Genomic DNA, 12,104 nt, shown 5'->3' with positions numbered 1-12,104 from the left:
TCTAAAATTTACGGCGCAGATAATCGAGCTTCTCGGTGTCGATCTCCACACCCAATCCCGGCCCGGTCGGCACCTGCAACATGAAATCCTTGTACACCAGCGGGGTGCGCAGCAACTCTTCCGTCAACAGCAGCGGTCCAAACAACTCGGTGCCGGCCGACAGATCGCCAAAGGTCGAAAACAGATGCGCCGATGCCGCGGTGCCGATGGCTCCCTCCAGCATCGTCCCGCCATACAGCGCGATCCCCGAAAGCTGCGCCACCGCCGCCACCTGCGCCGCCGGAACCAGCCCGCCAGACTGCGCGATCTTGACCGCGAAAACATCGGCCGCCCCCGCGTTGGCCAGCGCCAGCGCATCGTGCGGACCTTGAAGCGCCTCGTCGGCCATCAGCGCCACCGCATACCGCTGCGCGAGCCGTGCCATGGCCGCGACGTTCTCCGCCCTCACCGGCTGCTCGATCAGATCGACGCCACCCGCCTCCAGCGCCGCGATCCCCTCCACCGCTTCCAGTTCGCTCCAGGCCATGTTGACGTCGACCCGCACGCTGACCGTATCGCCCAGCGCCTTCTTGATCGCCAATACGTGGGCCACGTCTTCCCTGACGGCGCGGGCGCCGATCTTCAGCTTGAAAATGCGGTGACGCCTTAACTCCAGCATCATCCGCGCCTCGGCGATGTCCTTGGCGGTGTCGCCGCTGGCCAGCGTCCAGGCCACCGGCAGCGCGTCGCGCACCCGGCCGCCCAGCAACTCGCTGAGCGGGATGCCGATCCGGCGCGCCTGCGCGTCCAGCAGCGCGGTCTCGATCGCGCATTTGGCGAAGCGGTTGCCTTGAATGACCTTGCGGATCTTCGCCATCGCCTTCGCCACCTGGCTCGCCTCCATACCGATCAACAGCGGCGCGATGTGGGTGTCGATATTGACCTTGATGCTCTCCGGGCTCTCCTCGCCGTAATTCAGGCCGCCGATGGTGGTGCCCTCGCCCCAGCCCTCGACGCCGTCGGCGCAGCGGACCCGGACCAGCACCAGCGTTTGCGTGTTCATCGTCGCAACCGACAGCTTGTGCGGGCGTATCGTCGGCACGTCGGCGAGGATGACTTCTATGCTCTGGATCATATTTAATTTGTATAATAAGTCGGAATAAATACACAATATGCCGTTCAAACGGGGGCGTCCAACACTGAGTTGGTATGGTCTCCATACCCATCAGGTATGAAAGAAGCTATTCATGGAGCTACGCCACCTGCGCTATTTCGTCGCCGTCGCCGAGGAGAAGAACTTCACTCGGGCGGCCAAACGGCTGTTCATCGCGCAGCCGCCGCTAAGCCGCCAAATCCAGCAACTGGAGGAGGAACTGGGGGTGGAATTGATCGAAAAGGGATCGCGCCCGCTGCGCCTGACCGAGGCCGGGACCTTCTTCCACGCCCACGCGCAGGAGCTGCTGGCCAAGGCGGCCGAGCTCAAAACCATGACCCAAAGGGTGGGCAAGGTCGACCGTTCGCTGTCGATGGGGTTTGTCGCCTCCACCCTGTACGGCCTTTTACCGGACATTGTGCGGCACTTCCGCGAGCAGTACCCAACGGTGGAAGTGACTTTTCACGAGATGACGACGATGCAGCAGCTGAAGGCGCTGAAGGAAGGCACCATCGACGTCGGCTTCGGCCGTGTGAAGAGCGAAGACCCGAATATCCGCCGCATCGTGCTGCGCGAGGAAAGGCTGATCGTGGCGCTGCCGGCGGGGCATCCGCTGGCGCTATCGGACACCCCTCTCAGCCTGGTGGATCTGCTGATGGAAACGCTGATCATCTATCCCAAGGCGCCGCGCCCCAGCTTCGCCGACCAGGTGCTGGCCGTGTTCAGCGAGCGCTCCATCCTGCCGCACAAGATCATGGAGGTGCGCGAGCTGCAGATCGCCATCGGCCTGGTCGCCGCCGGCGAAGGCGTGGCCGTGGTGCCGGACAGCGTGCAGGGCATGAAGCGCAACAACGTCGCCTACCGCGCCCTCACCGACCGCCACGCGGTATCTCCGGTCATGTTCAGCGTCCGCAAGATGGACACTTCGGAAGAACTGCGCAATATGCTCAATACGATTTACGCCGTCTACGACCGTGCCGGCATTTCGTATATACGCGAATCGCTATAGACCGGCCTTCAATCCTGTCATGTCATAGTCATAAGAATCATGTAGCATATCGGGGCGCATGATAACTATGCGGTTTTGCTAACTCTCCCACCAGACAACGAACCAACATGACGAAGAAACTGTCCCTGCCCGTACTCGCGATCGCGACTACCTGTTTCGCCCTGCACGCCGGCGCCATCGCCGCGCCGGCCCCCAAAGCCACCGCCGCCGCCCAGCCCAAGCTGGTCGTGGTGCTGGTGGTCGACGGGCTGCCGAATGAACAGGTGCAGCGCTACCGCGACCAATTCGGCGAGGGCGGCTTCCGCCGTCTGCTGGACCAGGGCGCATCGTTCAGCAACGCGCACCAGGCGCACGGCGTGACCGTCACCGCGATCGGCCATAGCGCCGTGCTGACCGGCGCCTACCCCTACGTCCACGGCATCATCGGCAACAACTGGATCGATCCGGTCACAAAAAAATCGGTCTACTGCACCGAGGACACCAACTACACCTACATCGGCGAGCACACCGATCCGAGCGACGGCACCGCGCCGACCAAGCTGCGGGTCGACACGCTGGGCGACCAGCTGCGCTACGCCACGGGCGACCGCAGTAAAGTGGTCGCCGTCTCGGGCAAGGACCGCGGCGCGATTCTGCTGGCGGGTAAAACCGGCACCGCGTACATGTACATGGAACAGACCGGCAATTTCGCCAGCAGCACCTTCTATATGAAGTCGCATCCGGCCTGGGTGCAGGCGTACCAGGCAGCCAAGCCGCAGGACCGCTACTACGGCAAGGCGTGGGCGCCGCTGCTGCCGGAAGCGGCGTACGCCGGCGACGCCAGCGAGGAGCTGACCCCCGCCAAGCCGGGGGGTCACAACCGCCTGCCGTACACCTACTATAGCGAGAGCGGCCAAATCGACGCCGGCTATTACAACAACCTGAAAACCGGTCCGTTCCTCGACCAGCTGACGCTGGACTTCGCGCAGGCCGCGATCGAAGGCGAAAACCTCGGCCGCAACCCTGCCGGCGTGCCGGACCTGCTGGGCATCAGCCTGTCGGCGCACGATTATGTGAACCACGCCTTCGGCCCGGAGAGCAAACTGTCGCACGACCACCTGCAGCGGGTCGACCGCATGCTGGCGCAGTTCTTCAGCTATCTGGACAAGCGGGTGGGCATGGACAATGTGCTGGTGGTGCTGACGGCCGACCATGGATTCGCCAACACGGCCGAATTCTCGCAGTCGCGTCATCTGGACGCGCAGCGTATCAAGGGCGATCAGCTGATGAAGGATCTGGGGAAGCACCTGTCGGACAAATTCGGCGGCGCCAAGCTGCTGACCGCGTGGTCGCTGCCTAACATCCACCTGGACTACGAGCAGATCGACAAGAGCGGCCTGCGTCGCGCGGACGTGGAAAACGCCGCCGCGCAATTCCTGCTGCAGCAGAAGGGCATCGCCGATGTGTTCACGCGCACGCAGTTCGAGAGCGGCGCCGTGCAAGGCACGCGCATCGCCACCTTGATGCGCCGCGCTTGGAACCGTGAATCGTCGGGCGATCTGATGGTGACCACCAAGCCATACTGGTATTTCGGCTACGGCGACACCGGCACCACGCACGGTTCGCCGTACGCGTATGACACCAATGTGCCGCTGCTGATCATGGGCAAGCGCTGGGTCAAGCCGGGTAATTACGGCCAGTACGCGGAAGTGGTCGACATCGCGCCGACGCTGGCCAACATCCTGCGTGTGCGTCCGCCGGCCGGCGCCGAAGGCCGCGTGCTGACCGAGACCCTGCGCTAGTTCAGACTCTTAATTCAGACTGGCGAGATACTGATTCAAATGCTCGAAATTGAGCGGCTTGGAAAAATGGTGGCTGAAGCCGGCCGCCATCGCCTTGCGCGCCGACTCGCTGTCGGCCGAGCCGCTCAACGCGATAATCGGCAAGGCCTGCGTCCCCGGCATGCGCCGAATCGCCCGCACCGCCCCAAAACCATCCATCCAGGGCATCCCCAGATCCATGATGATCGCCTTCGGCATCGCGTCGCGCACCGAGTCGCACGCCTCGTAACCGTTATGCGCGGCCGACGTCTCGTAGCCGTGGCACTGCAGCAGCGCCGATAACGACTCCACCACATCGATGTTGTCGTCGACGACCAGTACTTGATTTGCGTTTGCCATGTTTGCCTCGTTAATGATGAGTTCGATAAGCCATCCTAACAATGCCCATACGCAATGTATGTTCGCTATCGCACCGTAGCCTAACGGCCGCCAATCGGAAATTTGTCGCCAATGGAAGGGCTTCCAGCTATAGTTGCCACTCCTTCCTTTTTGGCCAAAAAAGACATGAATAAATTCGGTTTGCTGCTGATCGCCTCCGGCGTTTTCACCTCTTTCCTCACCGCCTACGCGACGGCCGCCAGCGCGCCGCGCGCCGCCACCGCCACCGGCGTGGTGCAAGGCACGCTGGAGGCGTCCGGCGTGGCATCGTACAAAGGCATCCCATTCGCCGCGCCGCCGGTCGGCGATTTGCGCTGGAAGGCGCCGCAGCCGGCGCAAAAGTGGAAAGGCGTGCGCAAGGCGGACCACTTCGGCCCGCGCGCGATGCAGCTGCCATTATTCGGCGACATGGTGTTCCGCTCCGATGGCGTGAGCGAGGACTGCTTGTATCTTAACGTCTGGACGCCGGCCAAATCGCCAAAAGAGAAGCTGCCGGTGCTGGTGTACTTTTACGGTGGCGGCTTTGCAGCCGGCGACGGCTCCGAGCCGCGCTACGACGGCGAAGCCATGGCCACCAAAGGCATCGTCACGCTGACCGTCAACTACCGCCTTAACGTCTTCGGTTTCCTGGCCCACCCGGAACTGAGCGCCGAATCGCCCGACAAGGCATCCGGCAACTACGGCCTGATGGACCAGGCGGCGGCCCTGAAATGGGTCAAGAATAATATCGCGGCCTTCGGCGGCGACCCGTCGCGCGTGACCATCGCCGGCGAATCGGCCGGCTCGTGGTCGGTCAGCGCGCAGATGATCACGCCGCTGTCGAAGGGGCTGATCGCCGGCGCCATCGGCGAAAGCGGCTCGCTGCTCGGAGTCCACCCTCCTCCACCGCTGGCCGAAGCCGAAAAAACCGGTGCCGCCTTCGCGGAAAAAATCGGCGCGCCGACGCTGGCCGCGCTGCGCGCGCTGCCGGCGCAGCAGCTGCTCGAAACGCTGCGCCAGCCGGGCGCGCCGTGGTTCAGCGCGACACAGGACGGCTACGTCCTGCCGCGCGCGCCGGGCGCGATGTACGCCGCCGGCGAACAGGCCAAGGTGCCGCTGCTGGCCGGCTGGAACTCGCACGAAAGCGACTATAAGCGGGTGCTGGGCGACACCGAGCCAACCGAGGAAAACTTCAACGCCGCGTTGAAAAAATTCTACGGCGACCAGGCCGGCGCCGCGCGCATCGCCTACCCGGGCGACGTGAAACAGGCTGCGACGGACCTGGCCAGCGACGGCTTCATCGTCTACGGCACCTGGAAATGGATCGACACGCACGCCCGCACCAGCGGTAAGCCGGTGTATCGTTATTACTACAGCCGCCCGCGTCCCGGCGACCCGGGCGCCGCCCACTCGGCCGAAATCGAGTACGCATTGGGCAACCTGAACGGGAATAAAGTGTATTCATGGACCGCCGAGGACCGCGCGCTGTCGGCCCTGATGCAAGGCTACTTCGCCAACTTCATCAAGACCGGCAATCCGAATGGTGCCGGCCTGCCGGAATGGCCGCAGGCCAGCAGCGGCGCGGGTTCCCGCCTGATGCACCTGGACGCGACCCCGCGCGCCGTCACCGCCACCGACGACGCCCGCTTCCAGTTCCAGGACGCCGAGATGCAAAAAAAACACTGACCAAAACAGGCGGCGGCGGGAGCGGTTTGCGTAAATAATATAAACCGTATCATCGATTGTATTTTATTGTATCTGCCGGTGATACTTTGAAAACTTGCTATACACTAGTTCCTTTTCTTCTGGTAAAGATCAGGAACACAGAATATGCGCAAAACATTCGGCCTCGTCGCCATTTGCTTTACGGTGTCCGCATTCGCGGCGGAACCTTTCGATGACAAGTTCCGCCAACTGGACGAGATTCTACCCAGCGCCAACACCTACCGCACCGCCTCCGGCGCCCCCGGCGCCGCCTACTGGCAGCAGCGCGCGGACTACACCATCCGCGCCACGCTGGACGAAGCCAAACGTTCGCTCACCGGCAGCGAGCAAATCCGCTACCACAACAAGTCTCCCGACACGCTGAATTACCTGTGGGTGCAGCTGGACCAGAACATCTACAAAAAAGATTCCGACGCCCGTCTGATGATGACGCAGCCGTCGCGCGAGGCCTGGGCCAAGCCGCCGACGCAGGACGACGGCTACAAGTTCGAAGGTCTGCGCGGCGTGCTGGCGGGCCGCGACTTCGACGGCGGCTTCAAGATCAAGAGCGTGAGCGCCGGCGACCAGCCGCTGAAATACGTCATCAACCGCACGATGATGCGTATCGACCTGCCGGCGCCTTTGAAGCCGGGCCAGAGCTACGCCTTCAATATCGACTGGTCCTACAACATCAACGAGCAGAAAGTGCTCGGCGGCCGCTCCGGCTACGAGAGCTTCGAGGAAGACAAGAACGACCTGTTCGAAATCGCCCAATGGTTCCCGCGCATGGCGGCCTACTACGACGTGACGGGCTGGCAGCATAAGCAGTTCCTCGGCGCCGGCGAGTTCACGCTGGAATTCGGCGACTACGACGTCCAGTTGACCGTGCCGGCAGACCACGTGGTCGCCTCCACCGGCGACCTGCAGAATCCCGGCGAGGTACTGAGCGCGGCGCAGCGCGACCGCCTGGCCAAGGCGAAGACCGCCACCAAGCCGGTGCTCATCGTCACGCAGGAGGAAGCGGAGAAGGCCGAAAAGTCGGTCAGCACCGCCACCAAAACCTGGCACTACAAGGCCGCCAACGTGCGCGACTTCGCGTGGGCATCGAGCCGCAAATTCATCTGGGACGCGCAGGGCTACAAGAAGGACGGCACCAACGTGATGGCGATGTCGTACTATCCGAAGGAAGGCAATCCACTGTGGGGCCAGTACAGCACCCAGGCCATCATCCATACCATCGAGCAGTACAACAAGTACAGCTTCGACTATCCCTACCCTGCGGCGATCTCGGTCAACGGCCCGGTGGGCGGCATGGAATACCCCATGATCTCGTTCAACGGTCCGCGTCCGACCAAGGACAAGAAGACCGGCGCGCTGACCTGGTCGCAGCAGACCAAGTATGGCCTGATCGGCGTGATCATCCACGAGGTGGGCCACAACTACTACCCGATGATCATCAACTCCGACGAGCGCCAGTGGACCTGGATGGATGAAGGCCTGAACACCTTCGTGCAGTATCTGGCCGAGCAGGCGTGGGAACAAAACTACCCGTCGCGCCGCGGCGAGCCGCGCAACATCGTCGACTACATGCGCAGCCGGAACCAGGTGCCGATCATGACCAACTCGGAGTCGCTGCTCCAGTTCGGGAACAACGCCTACGCCAAGCCGGCCACCGCGCTCAACATCCTGCGCGAGACCATCCTCGGACGTGAGCTGTTCGACTACGCGTTCAAGGAATACGCCAGCCGCTGGAAGTTCAAGCGCCCCACCCCGGCCGATTTCTTCCGCACCATGGAAGACGCCTCCGGGACCGACCTTGACTGGTTCTGGCGCGGCTGGTTCTACACCACCGACGCGGTCGACATCAGCGTCGACGGCATCAGCGAATACGGCGTGAGCACCAAGGACCCGGAAAAGGAAAAAGCCTGGAAAAAGGCGCAGAAAGAGGCGGAGCCTATTTCGGTGTCGCAGCAGTTGAACAAGGCCATGCCCAAGCGCCTGGATAGCCATCCGGAGCTGAAGGACTTCTACAACGAGCATGACGAATTCACCGTCACCAACAAGGACCGCAACAGCTATGCCGAAGAGATCGAGAAGCTGGAGCCGTGGGAGAAGAAGCTGCTGGATCAGGGCAAGCACCTCTACCTGGTGGACTTCTCGAACATCGGTGGCCTGGTCATGCCGCTGGTGCTGGAGATTGAACTCAAGAGCGGCAAGAAGTACATCGAGCGCGTTCCGGCCGAAGTATGGCGCTACTCGCCGAAGAAGATCACCAAGTTGATCGTCACCGACGAGCCGATGGTCGGCCTGACGCAGGACCCGTACTGGGAAACCGCCGATATCGACACCAGCAACAACGCCTGGCCGCGCAAGTTGACGCAGTCGCGCGTGGAGCTGTTCAAGACCGAACGGGACCGCAACAACCTGATGCGCGACTTTAATACGCCGCTCAAGGGCAAGGGCGACAAGTCCAAAGAAGACGGCGGCAAGGACGCGGCGGGCGAATGACGCTGCGCGCCTTACGCTCGTTGGCCGCCGCTGTACTGGTGCTGGCACTCGCCAGCACGGCGGCCGGCGCCCATAATTTTCACATGGGCATAGCCGATATCAGCTACAACGACCGCACCGGCAACACGGAGATCGTGCACACTTACACGTCGCACGATGTCTCCACCTTGCTCACTAATCTATACGGCCGTAGTTTCGATCTGGGCCAGGCGGACAGCGAACAGCCGCTGCGCCGCTACGTTGAAAAGCAGTTCCGTCTTGCCGGTCCGGATAACAAACCGCTGCCGCTGCAATGGGTCGGCGTGAAGGCCGACGCCGACAGCGTCGTCATCTTCCAGGAGATCGCCGGCACCAAACTCAAAGCCGGCACTCGCATTCATAACGCCCTGCTGATAGACTTCCTGCCTTCGCAAAAGAACACAGTGAACCTGCAGACAGATGGCGCCATCCAAACCCTTATTTTCGATCAAGACAGCATCGATCAAACCGCCCGCTAAGCGGCTGGTCCCCGTGGCCTTGGCGGCGATCGCCCTCCATTCCCCCGTCCACGCCGACGACCTGCTGCAAAGAGTGGCCATCGATGGTTCGCGTGCCAACCAGCTTGGCCTGGCCGATGCCGCCAGCGCCGGCAGCGTATCGCAAAAGGAGCTGGCCGCGCGCACCGTCTACCGTCCCGGCGAACTGCTGGAGGCGACGCCCGGCCTGATCGTCAGCCAGCATAGCGGCGAAGGCAAGGCCAATCAGTTCTACCTGCGCGGCTTCAATCTGGACCACGGCACCGACCTGCGCACCACGGTCGACGACATGCCGGTCAACCAGCGCAGCCACGCGCACGGCCAGGGTTGGACCGATCTCAATTTCCTGATCCCGGAACTGGCGGTGCGGCTCGACTACAAAAAAGGGCCCTACTCCGCCGGGGAAGGCGACTTCGCCTCCGCCGGCGCGGCGTCGGTGGTGTACGCCAACCGCCTGACGCAGGGCCTTGCCAGCGTGTCGGCGGGCCAGAACGGCTATGGCCGCGCGCTGCTCGCCGACTCCGTCGAACTGCCGCGCGGCAGCCTGCTGTACGCGCTGGAAGTGCTGCACAACGACGGCCCGTACGAAAATCCGGACAACTACCAAAAGGTCAACGCGGTGCTGCGCTACAGCGAAGGCTATGCCAATAACGGCTTCAATGTCAGCCTGATGGCCTACCGCGCGGACTGGAACGCCACCGACCAGATTCCGCTGCGCGCGGTGCGGGACGGACGGATCGGCCGCTACGGCGCCATCGACCCGACCGACGGCGGCGAGGCACACCGCTACAGCCTCTCGGGCGCGTGGCGCCGCACGACCCAGGACAGCTCCTCCAAGGTCAACGCCTACATCATCGCCAACCAGCTGGATCTGTTCTCGAACTTCACCTACTTCATGGACGATCCGGTGCGCGGCGACCAGTTCGCGCAGCCGGACAAGCGCGTGACCAGCGGCCTGAACGCAAGCCACAGCTGGCACCAGCACGGCGACGGCTGGAACAGCGAAACCACCATCGGCCTGCAACTGCAGAACGATAATATCTTCAATGGTTTGTATAACACGCAGGCGCGCCAACGCGTCTCCACCACGCGCCAGGACCACATCGTCGAGTCCAGCGCCGGGCTGTTCATCGAGAACAGCACCCGCTGGAACGACGCATGGCGGACGGTGGCCGGCGCGCGTGTCGACGGCTACCGCTTCGATGTCGGCAGCGAGCTGGCGGCCAACTCCGGTACCGCGAACGACCGGCTGGTCAGCCCCAGTCTGAGCCTTATCTATGGACCGTGGAAGACGGCCGAACTATATGCCAATATCGGCACCGGCTTCCACAGCAACGATGCGCGCGGCACCACGATCACCATCGATCCGAAGACCGGACTGGCGGCCGACAAGGTCTCGCCGCTGGTGCGTTCGCGCGGCATGGAGCTGGGTGCGCGCAGCGCCTGGCTGCCAGGCCTGCAATCGTCGCTGTCGTTTTATCGCCTGGATTTCGATTCCGAGCTGACCTTTGTCGGCGACGCCGGCGCCACCGAGGCGGGCCCGCCGAGCCGTCGCTACGGCGTGGAATTCTCGAATTACTACAAGCCGCTGAAATGGCTGTCGGTCGATCTGGACCTGGCCTATGCGCGTGCGCGCGCACGCGGCGACGCGCCGGAAGGCAACCGCATCGCCGGTGCGATCGAAGGCACCGGCCAGTTGGCGGTGACTGTCGATGATGGCGGCGCGTTTTCCGGATCGCTGAAGCTGCGCTACTTCGGTCCGCGTCCTCTGATCGAGGACAACAGCGTACGTTCCAATTCCAGCATGACCCTGAACGGCCGGATAGGCTGGAAGATCGGCAAGGACCTGTCGCTGGAACTGGAGGCGTTCAACCTGACCAATCGCCGCGATTCCGCCATCGATTACTACTACGCCTCGCAGTTGAAGGGCGAAGCGGAGCCGGTGACCGACATCCACTTCCATCCCATCGAATCGCGCTCGCTGCGGGCGACGCTGATCAAGACCTTCTAATCAGCCCGCGCGTTCGTTCAGCATCGGGAACCCGCGCTGGTGCCACACCGGATATGCCGGCGACACGTCGCTGGCCGCTTCCAGCAACGCATTCTGTTCCGCGCTCAAACGCCAGCCGGTGGCGCCGATGTTATCGATCAGTTGCTGTTCGTCGCGCGCACCGATGATGACGCTGGAAATGGTCTTCTTCCCCAGCAGCCAGTTCAGCGCCACCTGCGGCACGGTCTTGCCGGTTTGTTCGGCCACCACGTCGAGCGCATCGACGATGCGGAACATGCGCTCCTCCTCGAAATGCGGGCCTGTGCCGGCGATATCGTGCGCGCGGGTGCCCGGCTTGGCCGGCTGTCCGCGCCGAATCTTCCCGGTCAGCTTGCCCCAGCCCAGCGGGCTCCAGACCATCGCGCCGACGCCCTGGTCCTCGGCCAGCGGCATCAGCTCCCATTCGTAGTCGCGGTTCAGCAGCGAGTAATAGATCTGGTGCGCGACGTGGCGCGGATAGCCGTAGCGGTCCGACACCGCCAGCGATTTCATCATGTGCCAGCCGGAGAAATTGGAGCCGCCGATGTAACGCACCTTGCCTTCGCGGACCAGCTGGTCCAGCGTGGACAGCGTCTCTTCGACCGGGGTGTTATTGTCCTGGCCGTGCAGCTGCAGCAGGTCGATATGTTCGACGCCCAGGCGGTGCAGGCACTTGTCGACGGAGGCGATCAAATGCTGGCGCGAGGAGCCGAAATCGTTGGCGCCGTCGCCGGTGGGGAAAGTGACCTTGGTGGAGATGAGCAGGCGGTTGCGCTTGCCCTTGATGGCTTGCCCGAGCACTTCCTCGGCCAAGCCATCGGAATAGACGTCGGCGGTGTCGAACATCGACACGCCGTGTTCAAGGCAAACATCGATCAGGCGCGAAGCGCCGCCGGCATCGGTGCTGCCCCAGGCTTTGAAGAAGTCATTGCCTCCTCCAAAAGTCGCCGTGCCAAAACTGAGCTCCGGCACGCGCAAACCTGATTTTCCTAAGCGATTGTGATTCATGGCTACCCTCCAGAACATTGGT

9 protein-coding genes are annotated in these 12,104 nt (G+C 62.9%); 6 read left to right on the top strand and 3 right to left on the bottom strand.

Annotation, left to right across the window (positions count from 1 at the left end; all coding sequences use genetic code 11):
• Position 1: 1 nt before the first annotated feature.
• Positions 2–1,114: a muconate/chloromuconate family cycloisomerase gene (locus MRBLMU1_RS09915; RefSeq protein WP_363500312.1), complete on the bottom strand. Its 1,113-nt coding sequence runs from the start codon at positions 1,112–1,114 to the stop codon at positions 2–4.
• Positions 1,115–1,226: 112 nt separating this feature from the next.
• Between MRBLMU1_RS09915 and MRBLMU1_RS09910 the strand changes: the two genes are divergently transcribed.
• The gene (locus tag MRBLMU1_RS09910) at positions 1,227–2,141 is read left to right on the top strand and encodes a LysR substrate-binding domain-containing protein (RefSeq protein ID WP_363500309.1); all 915 of its coding nucleotides are present in this window, start codon (positions 1,227–1,229) and stop codon (positions 2,139–2,141) included.
• Between the two features lie 107 nt (positions 2,142–2,248).
• A complete protein-coding gene (locus MRBLMU1_RS09905; RefSeq protein ID WP_363500306.1) occupies positions 2,249–3,922 on the top strand; it encodes an alkaline phosphatase family protein in 1,674 nt (557 codons plus the stop codon).
• A 9-nt stretch (positions 3,923–3,931) separates the two neighbouring features.
• Here MRBLMU1_RS09905 and MRBLMU1_RS09900 read toward each other — a convergent pair whose 3' ends face one another.
• Complete coding sequence (locus MRBLMU1_RS09900; protein WP_363500303.1) at positions 3,932–4,300, bottom strand: response regulator; 369 nt, start codon at positions 4,298–4,300, stop codon at positions 3,932–3,934.
• A 165-nt stretch (positions 4,301–4,465) separates the two neighbouring features.
• Here MRBLMU1_RS09900 and MRBLMU1_RS09895 point away from each other — a divergent pair, with 165 nt between their 5' ends.
• The 4 genes from MRBLMU1_RS09895 to MRBLMU1_RS09880 all read left to right on the top strand — a co-directional run bounded on the left by MRBLMU1_RS09895 (position 4,466) and on the right by MRBLMU1_RS09880 (position 11,056).
• Complete coding sequence (locus tag MRBLMU1_RS09895; protein ID WP_363500300.1) at positions 4,466–6,004, top strand: carboxylesterase/lipase family protein; 1,539 nt, start codon at positions 4,466–4,468, stop codon at positions 6,002–6,004.
• 144 nt (positions 6,005–6,148) lie between these two features.
• The gene (locus tag MRBLMU1_RS09890) at positions 6,149–8,530 is read left to right on the top strand and encodes a M1 family metallopeptidase (protein ID WP_363500297.1); all 2,382 of its coding nucleotides are present in this window, start codon (positions 6,149–6,151) and stop codon (positions 8,528–8,530) included.
• Positions 8,527–9,027 (top strand): DUF6702 family protein, encoded by a 501-nt coding sequence (locus tag MRBLMU1_RS09885; RefSeq protein ID WP_363500294.1) that lies wholly within the window; start codon positions 8,527–8,529, stop codon positions 9,025–9,027. Before MRBLMU1_RS09890 ends, MRBLMU1_RS09885 begins: the two co-directional genes overlap by 4 nt.
• A complete protein-coding gene (locus tag MRBLMU1_RS09880) occupies positions 8,969–11,056 on the top strand; it encodes a TonB-dependent receptor (protein ID WP_363500291.1) in 2,088 nt (695 codons plus the stop codon). Before MRBLMU1_RS09885 ends, MRBLMU1_RS09880 begins: the two co-directional genes overlap by 59 nt.
• Here the strand turns inward: MRBLMU1_RS09880 and MRBLMU1_RS09875 are convergent, their stop codons facing one another.
• Positions 11,057–12,082 (bottom strand): aldo/keto reductase, encoded by a 1,026-nt coding sequence (locus tag MRBLMU1_RS09875; RefSeq protein WP_363500288.1) that lies wholly within the window; start codon positions 12,080–12,082, stop codon positions 11,057–11,059.
• Positions 12,083–12,104: the final 22 nt, after the last annotated feature.

The organism is Burkholderia sp. LMU1-1-1.1 (genome assembly GCF_040675865.1).
Taxonomy (GTDB): Bacteria; Pseudomonadota; Gammaproteobacteria; order Burkholderiales; family Burkholderiaceae_D; genus Rugamonas.
This window is presented reverse-complemented; position numbering and strand designations above follow the sequence as displayed.

Bases quoted from the DNA above. Each gene is read 5' to 3' on its own strand.
- MRBLMU1_RS09895 (WP_363500300.1), top strand. From the start codon at position 4,466: ATGAATAAATTCGGTTTGCTGCTGATCGCCTCCGGCGTTTTCACCTCT.
- MRBLMU1_RS09875 (WP_363500288.1), bottom strand. From the start codon at position 12,082: ATGAATCACAATCGCTTAGGAAAATCAGGTTTGCGCGTGCCGGAGCTC.
- MRBLMU1_RS09905 (WP_363500306.1), top strand. From the start codon at position 2,249: ATGACGAAGAAACTGTCCCTGCCCGTACTCGCGATCGCGACTACCTGT.
- MRBLMU1_RS09880 (WP_363500291.1), top strand. From the start codon at position 8,969: ATGGCGCCATCCAAACCCTTATTTTCGATCAAGACAGCATCGATCAAA.
- MRBLMU1_RS09900 (WP_363500303.1), bottom strand. From the start codon at position 4,300: ATGGCAAACGCAAATCAAGTACTGGTCGTCGACGACAACATCGATGTG.
- MRBLMU1_RS09910 (WP_363500309.1), top strand. From the start codon at position 1,227: ATGGAGCTACGCCACCTGCGCTATTTCGTCGCCGTCGCCGAGGAGAAG.
- MRBLMU1_RS09885 (WP_363500294.1), top strand. From the start codon at position 8,527: ATGACGCTGCGCGCCTTACGCTCGTTGGCCGCCGCTGTACTGGTGCTG.
- MRBLMU1_RS09915 (WP_363500312.1), bottom strand. From the start codon at position 1,114: ATGATCCAGAGCATAGAAGTCATCCTCGCCGACGTGCCGACGATACGC.
- MRBLMU1_RS09890 (WP_363500297.1), top strand. From the start codon at position 6,149: ATGCGCAAAACATTCGGCCTCGTCGCCATTTGCTTTACGGTGTCCGCA.